Below are 18,859 nucleotides of genomic sequence, written 5' to 3'. Positions count from 1 at the left end.
TCCACAAACCCGTCCCCCCGCCCCGTTGCCCCGCCCAGCCCGAGATATTCGGGCCAATCCTAGGTTGTACCCGAACGAGCCACACGGGAAGGCGACTTCACGTTACCCGCGGTGCATGCCGTCCGGGGCACACAGCTAACCATGTTTAGGCGAGTTGTAGCAGCGTAGATCGCGCATCACCCGCCAGGGCGGGATCGTGGCAGAGGATGGCGCTCTCCACCTGCCGCAGGGCCGGAGATGGCTGGATACCGAGCTCGTCGTCCAGATGGCGGCGCATCCGGCGGAAGACGTCGAGGGCGTCGGCCTGCCGTCCCGAGCAGTACAGGGCGATCATCAGCTGCTCGCAGAAGTGTTCCCGCAGCGGGTGGTTGGTGTGTGCCTCGGCCAGCTCGGCGAGGACGGCGGCATGCCGGCCGAGCCGCAGTTCGGCGTCGAAGCGCAGTTCCATGGCACGCATCCGGTACTCCTCGTAGCGGGCGCCCGCCAGCTGGCACAGGGTCCCGGCCGTGAACCCGCCGAAGACCGGGCCGCGCCACAGCGCCAGGGCATCGCCGAGCAGCCGCGCGGTGCGGGCCGCGTCATCGGGCGAGGCCGCCTCGGCCTGCCGTACGGTCCGGATGAACTCGTCGGCGTCCAGCTCGCCCTCCGCCACGGTCAGCCGGTAGCCGGAGGGGTGGATGGTCACCCTGGAGTCCGCCCTGCCGGGCTCCAGGCCGCGCAGTTTGCGGCGCAGCCGGCTGACATGGGCCTGGAGCGCGTTGGCCTGGCGGTCGGGGACGGCGTCCCCCCACATCTCCTCGACCAGGCTCTCTCCGGAGACCGGCTGGCCCTCGCTGATCAGCAGGGTCTGCACCAGGGTGCGCTGCAGGTCGCCGGAGATCTCCGCAGGACCGGACACGGTACGGATCTGCAGTGCCCCGAGGATCGAGAACTTCAGCATCCTGACTCCGCCTCCCGTTGATGCCGCTGGCGTCGTCGTCCTTCTCCCGGCGACGTATCAACAGTGCGGTCGTCCCGTACCGAATCGTTCCCGATCCGTTCCCGGTGGCCGGTCAGCGGTCGTCGCCGACGACCAGTGATCTGAGGGAGGCGACGCGCCGGGCCGCGACCTCGGGCGAATCGGCGTGCACGACGAGGTGCCCGGGGCGCGGTGCCTCGGGCGGTGCGACGAACCCGACATGCGGCAGGACGCCCACCTCGGCGCTCTCCAGCAGCCACGGCGGGGCCAGCACGGCCGCGGCGGCGAACCGATTCGGCCGCGCCGCGTGGACCAGCCGTCCGGCGAGTACTTCGATGGCTCCGGCCGCCAGGTCGAACCCGCCGGCCGCCTTGAGCAGTTCCGGCACCGGGTCGTCCCCGAGCCCCGTCCGGCAGCCGGTGATCACCGGCCCGCCGGGGGCGAGGGTGACCTCGGCGTGGGCCGGCCCGTACTGGTATCCGGCCAGGTCCAGCAGCGCGGTCACCACCGCGCGTACCTCGGCGGCGGTGTCGTCCGTGAGCGGGGCGGGGTGAAGCAGGCCGTAGGGCGTCCGGGCGGTGATGCCGACGGCCTGGTGCATGCCGTGGACGCTCAGCGTCTCCACGGTCAGCCGCGGCCGGCCGGGCGCCGCCTCGGTGCCGCCGGGGGACAGACGGTTGTCGCGGACCAGGCGCTGTACGGCCGTCGGGTCGGACAAAACTCGCAGGGCGCGGGCCGGGTTGACGCACAGCCCGGCCTCGGCGGCCTGGGCGAGCGCCACGCGCAGCGCCGACTCGTCCGTCATGTCGACCCGGATGGAGCGCACTTGGACATCCGCGAGTGCGGCCTGGCGGATGAGGCGCGGGTCCGGGTTCAGCAGGAAGATCCGGCGGACGTCGTTGTCTTCTTTCATGCCTCTGCTCGGGGGACGGAGTCGGCGAGGGTGGAAAGGCAGGCTACGAGTGGGCGATACCGATCCGATCCCGGCCGGTTCCCGAGCGCGTTGACCCAAGACGTTCACTTCTTCCGCGTGCGTGACAAACCATGGACACGATCGCCACCTACCTACGCTACCCGCTCCCCGTCACTTGCCGCGGGCGGATTCACAGCAAAAACAGAACAGCCGGTTTACGCCCCTGTCCGGGTGTTTCACCGGACGGGGGCCGGTCCGCGGGCGGGTCTCGCGGGACCTTTGTGCGGCGGACGCCCCGCGATGTGACGCCGCGAAGACGGTGTGGTCGGAACTCGCGCTCAGCGCGCGCCGGCGGCCCGGCGCTCGACGACCGTGTCCGCGAACGCCCGCGCCGGAGGGCTGAGGGCGTCCCAGCGGCGCACGGCCCAGCCGACGGGAAGCGGACGAAGGCCCGGCAGGGGCACGAGCCGCAACTCGCCGTCACCCGGCACCGGCAGGCCCGGTACGGCCGGTACGACCGCCCGCCCCACCCCCAGCTCGGCCAGCATCAGGGCCGTGTCCCAGTCCGCGACGCTGGTGTCGTAGCCGAACCTGACGCCCAGCTCGGCACACGCGCCGTCCAGGTGGGCGGCGGAGGTGGAGTTCGGGGGGAGGCGGATGAGCCGTACGTCGGACAGCTCGGCGGGGTCGAGGTGGGGCCGCCCGGCAAGGGGGTCGTCGGCCCGTACGGCGAGTACCCACGGCAGTTCCACCACCGTCCGCTGCTCGATGCCCCGTACCGGCGGGCCGACGGTGATCCAGGCGAGGTCGAGGGTGCCGTCGGCGAGGGCGTCGAAGCTGCCCCGGCCCGAACTGACCGTGCGGAATTCGAGGTTGACCTTCGGGTGGCTGCGGCGGAAGGTGACGACCGCGTCGGCCATGAAGTGGCGGACGGTGGTGGCACCGGTGGCGACGCGGACGTACCCGCTGTGGCCGTCGAGGAGATCGCGCAGCTGCCGTACCGCCAGGTCCAGGCCCGAGATTCCCTCGGCGGCCGCCGCCTCCAGGATGCGGCCGGCCTGGGTGGGGATCACCCCGCGCGGCTGCCGCTCAAGGAGGGCCACGCCGGTCTCCCGCTCCAGCCGCCTGACGTGCTGGCTGACGGCGGACTGGGTGCAGCCGAGGTCCCGGGCGACGGAACTGAGGCTGCCCGCGCGGCACACGGCGACGAACACGCGGAGGTCGTCGAGGGTCATGAAACCCAAGCTAACACTTGGACTTGAAGAGGAAACCCAAGGATTGACTGGTGGTGAAGGCCGTATGAGGATCGATGGCGGGACACGGCCGACCCAGGCGGCAACCCGCTCCGCGCGCGGGAGCGGGTGCCGACCGTCCCCGAGGCCGTCTCAGTCGTCGTCTCAGTCGTCGTGTCAGTCGTCGTGTCAGTCGTCGTGTCAGTCGTCGTGTCAGTTGTCGTGTCAGTTGTCGCCCAAGTCGGCGTCCCAGCTGCCGTCATCGGTTGTCGTAGAGGCTCTCCACCTCACCCGCGAAGTCCCGCATGATCTGTTCCCTGCGGAGTTTCATGGACGGGGTCAGATGGCCCGCCTCCTCGGTGAAGTCCGCCGGCAGGACCGCGAAACGGCGGATGGACTCCGGGCGGGACACCAGCTTGTTCGCCTCGTCCACCACCCGCTGCAGAACCGTCTCCAACTCCGGGTCCCCGATGAGGAGTTCCGGCGGTACCGGGTGCTTTCCGATCATCTGGCGCCAGTGCGTGACGCCGTCCGGGTCCAGGGTGAAGAGCGCGGCGACGTACGGCCGTCCGTCGCCGACGAGCATGCACTGGGAGACCAGCGGATGCTGGCGCAGCCAGTTCTCCAGCGGCGCGGGCGCCACCGATTTGCCGCCCGCGGTGATCAGCAGCTCCTTCTTGCGGCCGGTGATGGTCAGATACCCCTCGTCGTCCAGCTCGCCGAGGTCACCGGTGGGCAGCCAGCCGTCCTTGGCCGCGGGGACGACGCCGCCCGCCTGCGGGTCCCAGTAGCCGCGCAGGACGTGATCGCCCGCGATCAGGATCTCGCCGTCGGCGGCGATCCGCACCCGGGTGCCGGGCAGGGGCCAGCCGACGGTGCCGAGGCGGGGCTTGAGCGGCGGGGTCACGGTCGAGGCGGCGGTGGTCTCGGTCAGGCCGTACCCCTCGAAGATCTCGATGCCGGCGCCGGCGTAGTACGCGGCCAGGCGCCGGCCGAGCGGTGAGCCGCCGCAGATGGCGTACTTGACCTTGCCGCCCATGGCGGTGCGGATGCGACGGTAGACGAGGGGGTCGTAGAAGGAACGGGCCGTCTTCAGGGCCCGGCCCGGGCCGCCGCCGGTGCCGGTCTGCCGGGCCTCCAGCGCCTCCCCGTACCGTACGGCCACCGTGGTCGCCCGGTCGAAGACGGACACCCGGCCGCCCGCCTCCGCCTTGGCGCGCGCGGAGTTGAAGATCTTCTCCAGCATGTACGGGATGGTCAGCAGGCAGGTCGGCCTGAAGGCGGCGAGGTCCGGCAGCAGGTCCTCCGCCTTCAGACTCGGCGCGTGCCCGAGCCGCACCCGGGCCCGCACGCAGGCGATCGCCACCATCCGGCCGAAGACATGGGACATCGGCAGGAACAGCAGCACCGAGACGTCCTCGCCCGACTTCGCCTTGAAGATCGGGTAGAGGAGTTCGATGGCGTTGTCGACCTCGGCGAAGAAGTTGCCGTGCGAGAGGGCACAGCCCTTGGGGCGGCCGGTGGTGCCCGAGGTGTAGATGAGGGTGGCGAGGGTGTCGGGGCCCAGCATGCCGCGGCGTACGCCCACTTCCCCGTCGGGCACCTGGGCGCCCAGCTCGGCCAGCCGCTCCACGTGCCCCTTGTCCATCACCCACAGGTGCCTGAGGTCCGGTATGCGCTCCAGTTCGGGGCCGATGGCGGCGGCCTGGCCCGCGGTCTCCGTGACCAGGGCCACCGCGCCGGAGTCGTGCAGGATCCAGCGGGTCTGGAAGACGGAGGAGGTGGGGTAGACCGGGACCGTGACCAGGCCGGCCGCCCAGGCGGCGAAGTCGAGGAGCGTCCACTCGTACGTCGTCCGGGCCATCACGGCGATCCGGTCGCCCGGCGCCAGCCCCTCCGCGATGAGACCTTTCGCGACCGCGAGCACCTGCTCGGCGAAGTCCGCGGCCGTCACGTCCGTCCAGTGGCCGTCGGCGTGCCTGCGGCTGAGCACGATGGCGGCCGGTGCCGTCTCGGCGTTGTCGAACGGCAGGTCCGCGAGCGAGCCGTGCCGTACGGGCGGGGCGAACGGCGGTACGTACGCCTCCCGTACGGCGCCGTCCAGCCGCCGGATCTCGGGCTCCACGAGGACCGGGGCGCCGTCGTAGTCGGTGGGGTGGACTACATGAGCAGTGGACACGGGCGGCTCCTGGGGCGTGCAGCGGTGGACTGCTTGCTGCATGACGTACGTTCCTCGTGCGCCGAGGTGTTCACCGACGGTGGGCCGTGGAAAGGGGTTACCGGCGGTTCAGGCTGGTGATCGTACGGGTCCGCTGTGGGGGGCTTGTGCGGGTTCAGGGGTGGTCCGGGGTTGAAATTTCGTGACATCCCTTCAACTTCCCTTGGCCACCTCGCCTCTTGGTCGGCCGAGTCGGGCGGGCGGGTGAGCGGGTGGGCCATGGGGTGGTTCAAGCGGACTCATCTCGACCTGTTCTCGCCCCGACCTAGGCTTACCTCCGGTAACCTTACTCCAGAGTAAGCATTTGAGGGCCTGGGAGGGAGCCCGATGAGTACCGTCACCCTGTCCGAGTCCCCGTCGCTGCCCCCGCTGCTGGCCCGCGGCGCCCTGCGCTCCCTCTTCAAGCGGCCGGCCCCGGACGCCGGTTTCCCGCGCACCCGCCTGGTGCTGCCCGCACCGCGCGTCGACCTCGCGCGGCTGGCGTCGTACGAGCGCGTCTGCGGTTTCCCCACCGGCGAGGCCCCCCTCCCCGTGACCTACCCGCACGTCCTCGGTTTCCCGCTGGCCCTGCGTCTGATGAGCGGCCGGGACTTCCCGCTCCCTCTGCTGGGCCTCGTCCACACCTCGATCGAGATCGTCCGGCACACCGCCCTGTCGGCCACCGAGGCGTACGAACTCTCTGTGCACATCGAGGGGTTGGCGCCGCACCGGCGGGGGACGGAGGCCACGGTGGTCACCGGGCTGCGCGCGGGCGGGGACCTCGTCTGGGAGTCGTGCAGCACCTACCTCGCCCGGCACCGGCACCGCCGCCGCGCCGACGAGCCCGCCGGACCGCGGGAGGAACAGCGGTCCCCGCTGCCCGTGCTGGCCGAGTGGCGGCTCGGTGAGGACATCGGCCGCCGGTACGGCGCCGCCTCCGGCGACCGCAACCCCATCCATCTGCACCCCCTCACCGCCCGCCTGTTCGGCTTCCCGCGGGCCGTCGCGCACGGCATGTGGACCGTGGCCCGTTGCCTGGCCGCGCACGGCACACCTGACACGGCCGTGGTCCGGGCCCGGTTCCGGGCGCCGATACTGCTGCCGGGGACGGTGGCGTACGGCGCGGACGGCGCGGGCCGCTTCGAGGTGAGGGGCGCGGACGGCCGGCCGCACCTGTCCGGCGAGGTCCTCGCGCCGCCGGGGTGACCAGGAAGGGCGGCGTACTCCGACGGAGTGTCGGTGTACGCCGCCCTGGGGTGGAACGGGTTGCGGGGGGTGGCCCGCGTGGTCATGACGGATCCGTCATTTCTGGTCGTTGTCGAACTTCGCGGTCGACCAGAAGTAACCGAGTACCGCGAGTCCCAGGCACCAGGCGACGGCGAGCCATCCGTTGTTGCCGATCTCGGTGCCGAGCAGCAGACCGCGCAGGGTCTCGATGGCGGGTGTGAACGGCTGGTACCGGGCGATCGGCTGGAACCAGCCCGGCATCGAGTGGAGGGGGACGAAGGCGCTGGACAGGAGCGGCAGCAGGATCAGGGGCATCGCGTTGTTGCTGGCGGCCTCGGCGTTCGGGCTGCTCAGCCCCATGCCGACCGCGATCCAGGTGAGCGCCAGGGCGAACAGCACGATCAGCGCGAAGGCCGCGAGCCATTCCAGGACGGTGGCGTCGGTGGAGCGGAAGCCGATGGCCACGCCGACGGCGCCGACCAGGACCACGCTCATGACCGACTGCAGCACGCTGCCGATGACGTGTCCGATGAGGATGGAGCCGCGGTGGATGGCCATGGTGCGGAAGCGGGCGATGATGCCCTCGCTCATGTCGGTGGAGACGGACACCGCGGTGCCGATCACGGTGGAGCCGACGGTCATCAGCAGGATGCCGGGCACGAGGTAGGCGATGTAGGCCGAGCGGCCCGCACCGCCGCTCATCGCGTTGCCGAAGATATAGACGAACAGCAACAGCAGCATGACCGGGGTGAGCAGCAGGTTCAGGGTGAGCGAGGGGTAGCGCCGGGCGTGCAGCAGGTTGCGGCGCAGCATCGTGGACGAGTCACGCACGGCAAGGGACAGAGAGCTCATCGCAGGGTCTCCCGGGACTGGTGGGGCACGTTGCCGCTGTCGGTCAGGGCGAAGAACACGTCGTCGAGGTCGGGGGTGTGCACGGTCAGTTCGTTCGCCTCGATGCCGGCCGCGTCCAGCCAGTCGAGGATGGAGCGCAGCTCGCGCTGGCTGCCGTCGCTGGGGATCTGCAGCGCCAGCGTCTCGTCGTCCCGGGTCACCTCACGCAGCGCGGAGGCAGCCGACTGATACGCGGACGGGTCGGCGAAGCGGAGCCGCACATGCCCGCCGGGGATGAGCCGCTTCAGCTCCTCGGCGGTGCCTTCGGCTGCGATCTTGCCGTCGTTGAGCACGGCGATACGGTCGGCGAGTTCGTCGGCCTCGTCCAGGTACTGGGTGGTGAGGAAGACGGTGGCGCCGCCCGCGACGAGCTCGCGGATGATCTGCCACATGGTGTGGCGGGAGCGCGGGTCCAGGCCGGTGGTCGGCTCGTCGAGGAAGATGATCCGCGGGCTGCCGACCAGGGTCATGGCGATGTCCAGGCGGCGCTTCATGCCTCCGGAATAGGTGGAGGCGGGCTTCTTCGCGGCCTCGACCAGGTCGAAGCGTTCCAGCAGTTCGGCGGTGACCCGCCGCCCCTCCCGCCGGGAGAGGTGGTGCAGGTCCGCCATGAGGAGCATGTTCTCCTCGCCGGTGATCAGGCCGTCGACGGCGGAGAACTGTCCGGTGACGCCGATCGCGGCACGCACGGCCTGTGCGTCGGTGGTGAGGTTGTGGCCGCCGACGTACAGATCGCCGGCGTCCGCGGTGACGAGGGTGGAGAGGATCTTGACGGCGGTGGTCTTGCCGGCGCCGTTCGGGCCGAGCAGGGAGAAGACCGTTCCCGCCGGGACGGCCAGATCCACGCCGTCGAGGACGGTCTTGTCGCCGTAGGACTTGCGCAGCCCGTTCGCCGCGATGGCCAAGTCGGTCATGAGAGGTGCTCCCCTTCTTGTCGGCTGCGGGTGTTCACAGGCTGCGGGCGGTGATGTCGCCGTAGGAGGTGGTCGCGAGGATGGTCAGGCCAGGGGTGCCGTCGGCGTTCTTGAGCGCGTTGTGGATCCGGCCGTAGGAGGTGCCGGCGTCCAGGGCGGCCGAGACGCCGCGGGCGGCACCGACGGAGATGTCGCCCTTCGCGGTGCGCAGGGTGACCGTGCCGCGCACGGCCTCGGCGATCTGGATGTCGCCCCTCTGGGTACTGATCTCCGCGGGGCCGTTCAGGCGGCCGACCGAGACGTCGCCGTCGTGGGCGGTGAGGCGGGCGCTCGCGGCCTCGTCGAGCTTGACCGAGCGGTAGCCGCCCGCGAAGGTGACGTCGCCGAGGCGTCCGACGCCGCGGAACTCGGCGGCGCCGGCCTTGCCCTCGACCCGGGAGCCGGCCGGCAGCTGGACGGTGACCTCGACGGACCCGGAGTGTCCGAGGAACCGGTTGGTCGCCTCCGGGGCCTCGATCCGCAGGACGCCGTCGGCGTAGACGACCTCGATCTCCTCGGCCGCCTTGACGTCGCGGCTCTTGTCGGCGTTGGCGGGCCGGACCTCGACCGTGACGTCAGCCCGGTCGGCGGCGATGAGCTGGATGCGTCCGGCGGGGACGTCCAGGACGACGGAGACGGGGGCGGGGGCGTCGAACTTCTCCACCGCGCTCTGGTTCTTCTGCATCGTGCTCTCCTTCGACTCGTTGTTTCCGACAACGGAAAAGCTACGTTGCATTCGCCGATCCGGCAACGCATCCATTGCGTATAACTGTCGTAATCGCAGGTCAGAGCAGTTAAATCGTTGCAACGGTTCTGAATCTAACGCAACATCCCTCACCTCGGCCGTTGCAATAGATGGAGAGTGAACGCTATGCTGGAGGCACCAAGGAGCACCGGGACCACGAAGGAGATCGCGATGCCAGGAGGCAGGCTCACCCAGCCGGAACGTCAGCAGATCGCGCTGGGCCTGGCCGACGGTCTCGCCTACGCGGAGATCGCCAGACGCCTCGACCGCCCCACCTCGACCATCACGCGCGAGGTGATGCGCAACGGGGGCCCCACCGCCTACCGCGCCGACCTCGCCCACCGCGCCACCGAACGCCGCGCCCACCGCCGCAGGCAGGCCGCGCCCCGGGACTCGGCGACACCTCCGCAGGCCCACGGACGCGACCCCGAGGCGGTACGCGAGTACGAGGAGGCGTTCACCACCCTCCTCATGGCCTCGGGCCTGCCCAAGATGATGTCCCGGGTCCTGACCTGCCTCTACATCACCGACGCGGGCAGCCTCACCGCGAGCGAACTGGCCCAGCACCTCCAGGTCAGCCCGGCCTCCATCTCCAAGGCGGTCACGTTCCTCGAAGGCCAGGACCTCGTCCGCCGGGAACGCGACGAACGCCGCCGCGACCGCTACGCCGTCGACAACGAACTCTGGTTCCAGGGCGCGCTCGCCGCCGCCCGCTCCCATGCCCAACTCGCCGAGGCCGCACGACAGGGCGTCGCCGTCCTCGGCCCCGACACCCCGGCCGCCGTCCGCCTGGAAAACATCGCCCGCTTCGTCGACTTCATCTCCGAGAGCATCGCCCGTGCCGCGGAACAGGCCCGCGAAGTCCTCTTCACGAAGCCCGAAACGACCTCGGACGGCACTGCCGAGCCCGACGACCGAGCGCCGTAGGCACTTCGCCGTGGCCGGGTGGGAACGGTCCGCGCCCTCGCGGCGCTAGGCCTCGTCCGCCGGCGGAGTCCACGGGTGGCCCGCCATCAGATTGCCGAGGCCCGACCAGGCGAAGTTCATCATGGTCGCCGCCGCCTGGCGGGCGGTGACATGAGGCGTGGCGTTGGCCCAGGCGGCCAGCGACTCCGCCGCTCCGACCAGCGCCTCGGCGAGCCCCGCGACCTCGCGCTCGGGCAGGTCGGGATCCCGGTGCGCCTCCCGGGCCGCCGCCGCGACCAGACGGGTCACGAACGCGACGATCTCCTCGCGCATCGCGGCGACCTCGGCCGCGAAGGGCTCCCCGTGGGTACGGGCCTGCAGATGCAGCACCGACCAGGCGTGCGGATGCTCGGCGGTGTGCGCGAAGAACGCCTGGAGCCCCTCCCACAGCTGGCGGTCGGCGGGCAGCTCCCCACGGACTCCGGCGCGCACGGCGTCCGTGAGGGCGGTGGCCTCACGGCGGATGCAGGCGGTGAAGAGATCTTCCTTGGAATTCAGGTACAGGTAGACCAACGGCTTGGAGACACCCGCGAGTTCGGCTATCTCGTCCATGGAGGCGGCCATGTAGCCGCGTCGGCCGAAGATCTGTACGGCGGCGTCGAGCATCTGCTGCTCACGGACCGCCCTCGGCATCCGCTTGGTCTTCACGGCACCCATGGGGCAAGCCTAGTTGGGCCCTCGGTCAGGAAGGCTGGCCCTGCGCCCGCGCGGTGTCGTCGGCGACGTCCTCCTGGCTGCGGTTGGCGTCCAGGTTCTCCTTCATCCGGTCGACCCTGGTCACGATCTGCACCGAGGCCCGGTCCCGCTCCTTGCGCAGCACCACCCAGCTGATCGGCGCCGACAGGACCAGCGCGAGCAGCAGAATCCACAGTCCGTTCGAGTCGCCGAAGCCGCGCGGGAAGATGCCGGAGTAGACGGCTCCCCAGACGACCACGAGGCAGCCCGCGAAGATACCGAGGCGCATCAGCGTGTAGCGGAGCATCTCAATCCACTCGTCCGATTCCAAAAGGGGTCATCGTCCAGTGAAGCACGGTACCGACCCGATCTTGCAGGGGGGTCAGGCCAGCGGCAGCAGCATGAAGATGTCGTCGCGGTCGTCACCGGGAGCGACCCGGATCGCGCCGGGCACCCGGCCGACCTCCTTGTAGCCGCAGGAGCCGTAGAACCGCTCCAGGCCGAGGCCGCCCCGGCAGGTGAGCCGTATGGCCTCGACGCCGTCGAGGCCGTCGGCGGCTTCCGCGGCCGCCGCCAGCAGGTCGCGCCCGTATCCCTTGCCCTGGTGCCGGGGATGCACCATCACCGTGTACAGCCACACCCAGTGCTTCATCAGCCGGTGCGTGTTGTGGGTGAGGAACGCGGTCGCCACGACCGCTCCCGTCGTGTCCCGGCCCACGAGCAGCCGGGTGCGGCCCTCGGCCATCGCGACCAGGTGCTTCACCAGCTCGGGACGTATGTCGTGCGCGGTCACCGGCGGCACGAAGCCGACGGAGCCGCCCGCGTTCGACACGTCCGCCCACAGGGCGAGCACATCGTCCCGGAGGGCAGGCGAGACCGCCGGGTCCAGCTCGAACGACAACGTCACCGCGTCACACCCGCATCGGCTGGGGGGACTCCCGGCGCAGCGGGTCCGCACCGTCGTACTCGCGGATGATCTCGTAACGGGTGTTGCGCTCCACGGGACGGAAGCCGGCGTCGCGGATCAGGTCCAGCAGGTCCTCGCGGGTCAGCTTGTTCGGGGTCCCGTAGTTGTCCGCGTCGTGCGTGATCTTGTACTCGACCACCGAGCCGTCCATGTCGTCGGCGCCGTGCTGGAGGGCGAGCTGGGCGGTCTGCACGCCGTGCATGACCCAGAAGACCTTCACGTGCGGGACGTTGTCGAAGAGGAGACGGGAGACGGCGAAGGTCTTCAGGGCCTCGGCGCCGGTCGCCATCTGGGTGCGCGCCTGCAGGCGGTTGCGCACCTTGCCGTCCTTCATGTCCACGAAGTCGTGCTGGTAGCGCAGCGGGATGAAGACCTGGAAGCCGCCGGTCTCGTCCTGCAGCTCACGCAGCCGCAGCACGTGGTCCACGCGGTGACGGGGCTCCTCGATGTGGCCGTAGAGCATGGTGCACGGGGTCTTGAGGCCCTTCTCGTGCGCCAGCCGGTGGATGCGGGACCAGTCCTCCCAGTGGGTCCGGTGGTCCACGATGTGCTGCCGGACCTCCCAGTCGAAGATCTCGGCGCCGCCGCCGGTCAGCGACTCCAGACCGGCGTCGATCAGCTCGTCGAGGATCTCCGAGGCCGAGAGCCCGGAGATCGTCTCGAAGTGGTGGATCTCGGTCGCCGTGAACGCCTTCAGCGAGACGTTCGGGAGGGCCGCCTTCAGCTCGCGCAGGGAGCGCGGGTAGTAGCGCCACGGCAGGTTCGGGTGCAGGCCGTTGACGATGTGCAGCTCGGTGAGGTTCTCCGACTCCATCGCCTTGGCGAGCTTGACGGCCTCCTCGATGCGCATCGTGTACGCGTCCTTCTCGCCCGGCTTGCGCTGGAACGAGCAGTAGGCGCAGGAGGCCGTGCACACGTTGGTCATGTTGAGGTGCCGGTTGACGTTGAAGTGCACGACGTCACCGTTCTTGCGCGTCCGCACCTCGTGCGCGAGCCCGCCCAGCCAGGCCAGGTCGTCCGACTCGTACAGCGCGATGCCGTCCTCGCGGGACAGCCGCTCCCCGGAGCGGACCTTCTCCTCCAGCTCGCGCTTGAGCCCGACGTCCATGCCTTCACCTTTCTCCGACAGCCCCGCCAACGGTATCCCTAGACCTCTTCGGGCAGTTCCCCGACCCGGTTCTCCCACTTCGTGGACAGCACGATGGTGGTACGAGTCCGCGAGACGCCCTTGGTCCCGCTCAGCCGCCGGATGATCCTCTCCAGCCCGTCCACGTCCGCCGCCCGCGCCTTGAGCATGTAGGAGTCGTCGCCGGCGATGAACCAGCAGTCCTCGATCTCCGGGAGCTCCTTCAGCCGCTGGGCCACGTCCTCGTGGTCGGCCGCGTCGGACAGCGAGATGCCGATCAGCGCGGTCACACCGAGGCCGAGGGAGGCCGCGTTCACGGTGGCGCGGTAGCCGGTGATGACACCGGCCGCCTCCAGACGGTTGATGCGGTCGGTGACGCTGGGTCCCGAAAGGCCGACGAGGCGCCCCAGCTCCGCGTAGGAGGCCCGGCCGTTCTCCCTCAGGGCCTGGATGAGCTGCCTGTCCACCGCGTCCATGCGATCGAAGCCTTCCCCTGGAAAAGTTCTGAACGTTCCTGAAGTGATGAGAGGTACTGCGACTTGCTCGACTTGCTCGGCTACCGGACCGCTGCGCCGCCGCCCAGTTCGCCCTTCCAGCGCCGGTACAGACCGTGCCCGACGCCCGCCGCGTCCAGCACCCGTCCGGCGACGAAGTCCACCAGATCCTGGATGTGGGTCGCGCCCGCGTAGAAGGCGGGCGAGGCCGGCACCACACTCGCCCCCGCGTCGTCCAGCGCGACGAGGTGCCGCAGGGTCTGACCGTTCAGGGGGGTCTCCCGTACGGCCACGACCAGCGGCCGGCGCTCCTTCAGTGTGACGCTCGCGGTGCGCTGGAGCAGATCCTTGGACAGCCCGAGGGCGACACCGGCCACACAGGCGGTCGAGGCGGGCACGATGAGCATCCCCTTCGCCGGGTACGACCCCGAGGACGGCCCGGCGGCGAGATCCCCCGCGCTCCAGTACCGCACCGCGCTGATGTCCACATCGAAGGTCCCGGGTTTTCCGTCGGCGCCCCGGGCCAGCCATTCCCGCAGGTCCTCCTGCCAGTGCGCGTCCCGGAAGGAGATCCCCGTCTCGTCCAGCAGCGTCAGCCGCGAGGCCCGGCTGACCACCAGGTCGACCGCCTCCCCGGCGTCCAGCAGCGCCCGCAGCACGGCAGCCGCATACGGCGTCCCGGAAGCTCCGGACACCCCCACGATCCAAGGCGCGCGCTGCGTTTCTCCTGCGTTCACACCTTGAGCGTACCGGCGGGTCGGGCCGCGCTCAGGCCGGGTGGGGCGGCTACGCGTCCGGCGGCCGGGCGCGTCGCCGGGCTGCCGGACATCGAAGCCCGCGCGCGCGGGGAGACGCTTGAGCGTGAACGGGCTCATGGGCATGGCCCCGGATCACCCCGGCTGCCCCCGGGACCGTGGCCTGATCAGCGCGGATGCCCCGCACGGGCCGAGCGGTGCCGTATGCGAGCCTCACCCGAAAGGGCTACGGAGTCAGACCGCGCACCAGCAGGTCGATGAGGGCGCACACGAAGAGGCTGATCCCGATGAAGCCGTTCGTCGAGAAGAACGCCCTGTTCAGGCGGGACAGGTCATGCGGGCGGACGATCCGGTGCTCGTACACGAACGCGCCCGCGACGATCACCAGGCCCAGCCAGAAGAAGGCTCCGGCGTGGGTGGCCAGGGCGTACCAGACGAACAGGGCCGTGGTGATCGTGTGGCACGCGCGGGCGCCCCAGATCGCCGCCGGGATGCCGAAGCGCGCCGGGACCGACATGACGCCGATCTCGCGGTCGGTCTCCACGTCCTGGCAGGCGTAGATCAGGTCGAAGCCGCCGATCCAGATGCCGACGGCCAGGCCCAGGATCACCGCCTCCCAGGACCAGGACCCCGAGATGGCGAGCCAGCCGCCGACCGGGCCCATCGCCTGGGCCAGGCCCAGGATGGCCTGCGGGAAGTTCGTGAACCGTTTGCCGTACGGGTAGACCACCATCGGGATGACCGCGATGGGGGCCAGGGCCAGGCAGAGGGGGTTCAGCAGGGCCGCCGCGCCCAGGAAGATCACCAGGGCGATCAGGGCACCCGTCCAGGCGTGCTTCACCGTCATCGCGCCGGTCACCAGTTCACGGTGGGCGGTGCGCGGGTTGCGGGCGTCGATCTCGCGGTCGATGATCCGGTTGACCGCCATCGCGAAGGTGCGCAGGCCCACCATGCAGATCGTGACCAGCAGCAGGCGGCCCCAGTGGATGTTCTTGTCCCACTGGTACATCGCGGTCAGCGCGGCGATGTAGGCGAAGGGGAGCGCGAAGACCGAGTGCTCGATCATCACCAGACGCAGGAACGCCTTGGTGCGACCTGGCCGCGGGAGTGCCGCGGAGGCGCTGCTCACAGGCCGTACTCCTTCCAGCGGCGGTCCACCAGGGCCGCCGTATCCGGGTCCGACAGAACCATGTCCGGCCACCCGCCGTCACGGGTGTAGCCCTCCTCGGGCCACTTCTTCGTGGCGTCGATACCCGCCTTGCCGCCCCAGAACTGCTGGTAGGAGGCGTGGTCGAGGTGGTCGACGGGGCCTTCCACGACGGTCAGGTCGCGGGCGTAGTCGGTGTTGCCGAGGGCCCGCCAGGCGACCTCGTGCAGATCGTGCACGTCACAGTCGGCGTCCACGACCACGATCAGCTTGGTCAGGGACATCATGTGCGCCCCCCAGATCGCGTGCATGACCTTCTGCGCGTGCTTCGGGTACTTCTTGTCGATCGAGACGATCGCACAGTTGTGGAAGCCGCCGGCCTCGGGGAGGTGGTAGTCCACGATGTCCGGGACGATGATCTTGAGGAGGGGGAGGAAGAAGCGCTCCGTGGCGCGGCCGAGCGGGCCGTCCTCCGTCGGCGGGCGGCCGACCACGATCGACTGGAGCAGCGGGCGCCTGCGCATCGTCACGCAGTCGATCTTCAGGGCCGGGAACGGCTCCTGCGGGGTGTAGAAGCCGGTGTGGTCGCCGAAGGGGCCCTCCGGGAGCATCTCGCCGGGCTCCAGCCAGCCCTCCAGGACGACCTCGGCGTTCGCGGGGACCTGGAGCGGGACCGTCTTGCAGTCGACCATCTCGATGCGCCTGCCCGCGATGAACCCGGCGAAGAGGTACTCGTCGATGTCCCCGGGCAGGGGCGCGGTGGAGGCGTAGGAAACGGCCGGCGGGCAGCCGAAGGCGATGGCGACCGGGAGGCGCTCGCCGCGCCGGGCCGCCACCTGGTAGTGGTTCCGGCTGTCCTTGTGGATCTGCCAGTGCATGCCGATGGTGCGCTTGTCGTGCCGCTGGAGGCGGTAGAGCCCGAGGTTGCGGATACCCGTCTCCGGGTCCTTGGTGTGGGTGAGCCCGAGGTTGAAGAAGGAGCCGCCGTCCTTCGGCCAGGTGAACAGGGCCGGGAGCCGGTCCAGGTCCACCTCGTCCCCGTGCAGCACGACCTCCTGCACGGGGGCGTCCTTGATCTTCTTCGGCGGTACGTGCGCCATCGCGCCGAGCTTCCCGAACGCCTCGCGCACGCCCACGAAGCCGTGCGGCAGCTCGGGCCGCAGCAGCCCGCCGATCTTCTCGGAGATCTCGCCGTACGACTTCAGGCCCAGCGCCTTCAGCAGCCGCCGGTCGGTCCCGAAGACGTTCATCGCGAGGGGCATCGCCGAGCCCTTCACGTTCTCGAAGAGCAGCGCGGGGCCGCCGGATTTCTGCACCCGGTCGACGATCTCCCCGACCTCCAGATAAGGGTCCACCTCGGCCTTGATGCGCTTGAGGTCTCCCTCGCGCTCCAGCGCGCGCAGCAGGGAGCGAAGATCGTCGTAAGCCATGTGTCCCAGTATCGGCCACCGGCTAACCTGGCCCCGTCACCGGGGCCGACCCACCTCATTCGGGAGCTCGCACGACCATGCTCAGGTATCTGCCGACCCTGCTGGTCCTGGCGCTGTGGATCTACGCGTTCGTGGACTGTCTGAACACCCCCGAGGAAGAGGTGCGCCACCTGCCGAAGGTGGTGTGGGTGGTCATCGTGCTGGTCTTCGGCTGGGTCCTGGTGGGCCCGGTCGCCTGGCTGATCACCGGCAAGGCGCGCGCGGTCTCGGCAGGCGGACAGTCACCGGCCCGCTGGGTCGCCCCCGACGACGACCCCGAGTTCCTGAAGTCCCTCGACAGGGACGGCAAGAAGGACGATCCCCGGGGCGAATGATGGAACTCCGGCTGCTCGTCACCTTCGAGAAGGTCGCCACGGTGCTGAGCTTCACCCGGGCGGCGGCCGAACTGTCGTACGCGCAGTCCAGTGTGACGAGCCAGGTCCGCGCCCTGGAGTCCTCGCTGGGCGTCGAGCTGTTCGACCGGCTCGGCAGCCGCATCCGGCTGACCGAGGCGGGCGAGCGGCTGCTGCCCTACGCCCGGCAGATCATCGAGCTGGCCGAGGAGGCCCGGGCGGCGGTCACCGGCCCCGAGGAGCCCTCCGGCACTCTCACCGTCGGGACGATGGAGTCCCTGACCTCCTATCGGCTGCCGCCGCTGCTGGAGTACTTCCACCACCGCCACCCGAAGGTGCGGCTCGCCCTGCGGACCACCATCGGCGACGAGACCCGGCTGGCGCTGCGGCAGGGGACGTACGACGTCGGGCTCCTGATGGAGGAGGAGACCGAGCACCCGGGGCTGGAGAGCGCGGTGCTGGCGGTGGAGCCGCTGGCGCTGGTCGCGGCCCCCGGACACGCGCTCGCCACAAGGCCGCTCGCGACGGCCGATCTGCCCGGGCAGTCCCTGCTGGCCACCGAGCCGGGCTGTGCCTACCGGGATCTGTTCGAGCGGGAGCTGACGGCGCTGAAGCCGGTGGAGTTCAGGGAGTTCGGGACGATCGAGGCGACCAAGCGCGCGGCGGCGGCCGGCCTCGGGATCGCGCTGCTGCCCGAGGTGACGGTCGCCGCCGAACTCGCGGAGGGCTCCCTCGTACGGCTCGCCTGGGAGCCTCCGTTCACGCTTCGCACGCAGCTGGCGTGGCGGGCCGGGAAGCGGCTTTCGGCTCCGGCCCGGCTGTTCGTGGAGCAGGCGCGGCGGCTCGTGGCCGAGCAAGCGTGACCTTCAGGCTCGCCGTCACGATCAGCGGGACGCCCAGCGCCTGGACCGGGCCGATGTGGTGGCCGTACACCGCCCAGTCCATGACCATGGCGACCGCCGGGTAGACGAAGGCCAGGACGGCGATCTTCGAGGTGGGCAGCTGGGCGTAGGCGGCGTACATGAGGACGTACATCACGCCCGTGTGCAGGAGGCCGAGGCCGGCCAGCCAGCCCCAGTCCCAGCCGGTGCCCCGCATCGCGCCGAAGTCGGCGAACGGCAGCAGCAGCGGGATGCCGACCAGCACCTGGACGAGGGCGATCAGATGCGGGCGCACGCCGGTGATCCGCTTGGTGACCAGCGTGGACAGGCCGTACAGCAGCGCGGCGAGCAGGGCCTGGCCGATGCCGGTGAGGTAGGCGCCGCCGCCGGTGAAGTCGGCGGGGGTCACCCCGGAGACGAGGATCAGGCCCGCGAAGGCGACGGCGATCCAGCCGACCCGGGCCGCGGTGAGCCGTTCACGGAACAGCAGGGCGCCGAGGAGGACCACGTAGAAGGGCTGCGTGTGGTAGACCACCGTGGCCACCGAGATGGACGTGTTCTCGTACGACTGGAACAGCAGCACCCAGTTGAAGACGATGAGCACCCCGCCGAGGACGGCGAGCGCGAGGGTGCGCGGGGTGAAGCCGTGGTCGCGCAGCCAGCCACGGGCGACGACGTAGCCGCCGAGGGCGAGGGCGCCGAACAGGACGCGGAAGAAGACGACGTCGAAGGGCGGGGCGCCGGACTCGACGACGAAAACGCCGAGGGTGCCGGACAGCATCATCGCGGTGGTCAGCTGGGCCGTGCCCTTGTGCTCTGGGGTCATGCCGCCGACGCTACGAACGGACGTCAGCCCTGGTCCACGGCCCAGTGGGGCGTCCTGCCGATGGGCCCATCGGCGGCGCCGATG

The 18,859-nt window shown here is 70.5% G+C and carries 20 protein-coding genes; 4 read left to right on the top strand and 16 right to left on the bottom strand.

The window, feature by feature from the left end:
- Positions 1 to 145: 145 nt before the first annotated feature.
- The 4 genes from AVL59_RS03550 to AVL59_RS03535 all read right to left on the bottom strand — a co-directional run bounded on the left by AVL59_RS03550 (position 146) and on the right by AVL59_RS03535 (position 5,324).
- Positions 146 to 940, bottom strand: coding sequence for an AfsR/SARP family transcriptional regulator (locus AVL59_RS03550; protein WP_067299747.1), 795 nt, complete (start codon positions 938 to 940; stop codon positions 146 to 148).
- Positions 941 to 1,052: 112 nt separating this feature from the next.
- Positions 1,053 to 1,871: an ATP-grasp domain-containing protein gene (locus AVL59_RS03545; RefSeq protein ID WP_067299746.1), complete on the bottom strand. Its 819-nt coding sequence runs from the start codon at positions 1,869 to 1,871 to the stop codon at positions 1,053 to 1,055.
- A gap of 338 nt (positions 1,872 to 2,209) precedes the next feature.
- Positions 2,210 to 3,106, bottom strand: coding sequence for a LysR family transcriptional regulator (locus tag AVL59_RS03540; protein ID WP_067299745.1), 897 nt, complete (start codon positions 3,104 to 3,106; stop codon positions 2,210 to 2,212).
- Positions 3,107 to 3,362: 256 nt separating this feature from the next.
- On the bottom strand, positions 3,363 to 5,324 hold the full coding sequence (locus AVL59_RS03535) for an AMP-dependent synthetase/ligase (RefSeq protein ID WP_079146506.1): 1,962 nt from the start codon (positions 5,322 to 5,324) through the stop codon (positions 3,363 to 3,365).
- A 324-nt stretch (positions 5,325 to 5,648) separates the two neighbouring features.
- On the opposite strand from AVL59_RS03535, the gene AVL59_RS03530 reads away from it, so the two are divergent.
- Positions 5,649 to 6,506 (top strand): MaoC family dehydratase, encoded by an 858-nt coding sequence (locus tag AVL59_RS03530; RefSeq protein WP_067299743.1) that lies wholly within the window; start codon positions 5,649 to 5,651, stop codon positions 6,504 to 6,506.
- A gap of 96 nt (positions 6,507 to 6,602) precedes the next feature.
- Here AVL59_RS03530 and AVL59_RS03525 read toward each other — a convergent pair whose 3' ends face one another.
- Genes AVL59_RS03525 through AVL59_RS03515 form a run of 3 tightly spaced genes read right to left on the bottom strand, consistent with a single transcriptional unit; the run spans position 6,603 to position 9,035 of the window.
- Positions 6,603 to 7,379, bottom strand: coding sequence for an ABC transporter permease (locus AVL59_RS03525; protein ID WP_067299742.1), 777 nt, complete (start codon positions 7,377 to 7,379; stop codon positions 6,603 to 6,605).
- On the bottom strand, positions 7,376 to 8,332 hold the full coding sequence (locus AVL59_RS03520) for an ATP-binding cassette domain-containing protein (protein WP_067299741.1): 957 nt from the start codon (positions 8,330 to 8,332) through the stop codon (positions 7,376 to 7,378). Before AVL59_RS03520 ends, AVL59_RS03525 begins: the two co-directional genes overlap by 4 nt.
- 34 nt (positions 8,333 to 8,366) lie before the next feature.
- A complete protein-coding gene (locus tag AVL59_RS03515) occupies positions 8,367 to 9,035 on the bottom strand; it encodes a DUF4097 family beta strand repeat-containing protein (RefSeq protein ID WP_067316851.1) in 669 nt (222 codons plus the stop codon).
- A gap of 252 nt (positions 9,036 to 9,287) precedes the next feature.
- Here AVL59_RS03515 and AVL59_RS03510 point away from each other — a divergent pair, with 252 nt between their 5' ends.
- Positions 9,288 to 10,043 carry a helix-turn-helix domain-containing protein gene (locus tag AVL59_RS03510; RefSeq protein ID WP_067316849.1) on the top strand — a complete coding sequence of 252 codons (756 nt, stop codon included), beginning with the start codon at positions 9,288 to 9,290 and terminating at the stop codon, positions 10,041 to 10,043.
- Between the two features lie 45 nt (positions 10,044 to 10,088).
- Here the strand turns inward: AVL59_RS03510 and AVL59_RS03505 are convergent, their stop codons facing one another.
- From AVL59_RS03505 to AVL59_RS03470, 8 genes are all read right to left on the bottom strand, one after another.
- Positions 10,089 to 10,739 (bottom strand): TetR/AcrR family transcriptional regulator, encoded by a 651-nt coding sequence (locus AVL59_RS03505; RefSeq protein WP_067299740.1) that lies wholly within the window; start codon positions 10,737 to 10,739, stop codon positions 10,089 to 10,091.
- Between the two features lie 25 nt (positions 10,740 to 10,764).
- A complete protein-coding gene (locus tag AVL59_RS03500; RefSeq protein ID WP_067299739.1) occupies positions 10,765 to 11,064 on the bottom strand; it encodes a DUF4229 domain-containing protein in 300 nt (99 codons plus the stop codon).
- Between the two features lie 75 nt (positions 11,065 to 11,139).
- A complete protein-coding gene (locus AVL59_RS03495) occupies positions 11,140 to 11,664 on the bottom strand; it encodes a GNAT family N-acetyltransferase (RefSeq protein WP_067299738.1) in 525 nt (174 codons plus the stop codon).
- Positions 11,665 to 11,668: 4 nt separating this feature from the next.
- Entirely contained in the window at positions 11,669 to 12,832 is a 1,164-nt protein-coding gene (gene mqnE, locus AVL59_RS03490) for an aminofutalosine synthase MqnE (RefSeq protein WP_067299737.1), read from the bottom strand.
- A gap of 38 nt (positions 12,833 to 12,870) precedes the next feature.
- Positions 12,871 to 13,326, bottom strand: a complete 456-nt coding sequence (locus AVL59_RS03485) for an Lrp/AsnC family transcriptional regulator (RefSeq protein WP_067299736.1) — start codon at positions 13,324 to 13,326, stop codon at positions 12,871 to 12,873.
- Positions 13,327 to 13,406: 80 nt separating this feature from the next.
- The gene (locus AVL59_RS03480; RefSeq protein WP_067299735.1) at positions 13,407 to 14,081 is read right to left on the bottom strand and encodes a UbiX family flavin prenyltransferase; all 675 of its coding nucleotides are present in this window, start codon (positions 14,079 to 14,081) and stop codon (positions 13,407 to 13,409) included.
- Between the two features lie 244 nt (positions 14,082 to 14,325).
- Complete coding sequence (mqnP, locus tag AVL59_RS03475; protein WP_067299734.1) at positions 14,326 to 15,228, bottom strand: menaquinone biosynthesis prenyltransferase MqnP; 903 nt, start codon at positions 15,226 to 15,228, stop codon at positions 14,326 to 14,328.
- Complete coding sequence (locus AVL59_RS03470) at positions 15,225 to 16,676, bottom strand: menaquinone biosynthesis decarboxylase (protein WP_067299733.1); 1,452 nt, start codon at positions 16,674 to 16,676, stop codon at positions 15,225 to 15,227. Before AVL59_RS03470 ends, mqnP begins: the two co-directional genes overlap by 4 nt.
- 77 nt (positions 16,677 to 16,753) lie before the next feature.
- Between AVL59_RS03470 and AVL59_RS03465 the strand changes: the two genes are divergently transcribed.
- Both AVL59_RS03465 and AVL59_RS03460 read left to right on the top strand, forming a co-directional pair.
- Complete coding sequence (locus tag AVL59_RS03465; protein ID WP_067299732.1) at positions 16,754 to 17,050, top strand: PLDc N-terminal domain-containing protein; 297 nt, start codon at positions 16,754 to 16,756, stop codon at positions 17,048 to 17,050.
- Complete coding sequence (locus AVL59_RS03460; RefSeq protein ID WP_067299731.1) at positions 17,050 to 17,931, top strand: LysR family transcriptional regulator; 882 nt, start codon at positions 17,050 to 17,052, stop codon at positions 17,929 to 17,931. Before AVL59_RS03465 ends, AVL59_RS03460 begins: the two co-directional genes overlap by 1 nt.
- On the opposite strand, the gene AVL59_RS03455 is transcribed toward AVL59_RS03460, so the two are convergent.
- Positions 17,828 to 18,775: a DMT family transporter gene (locus tag AVL59_RS03455; protein WP_067299730.1), complete on the bottom strand. Its 948-nt coding sequence runs from the start codon at positions 18,773 to 18,775 to the stop codon at positions 17,828 to 17,830. The genes AVL59_RS03460 and AVL59_RS03455 overlap by 104 nt on opposite strands.
- Positions 18,776 to 18,859 lie beyond the last annotated feature (84 nt).

This window comes from Streptomyces griseochromogenes (genome assembly GCF_001542625.1).
Taxonomy (GTDB): Bacteria; Actinomycetota; Actinomycetes; order Streptomycetales; family Streptomycetaceae; genus Streptomyces; species Streptomyces griseochromogenes.
The sequence above is the reverse complement of the archived record's forward strand: the minus strand, read 5'-3'. Positions and strand labels throughout refer to the sequence as shown.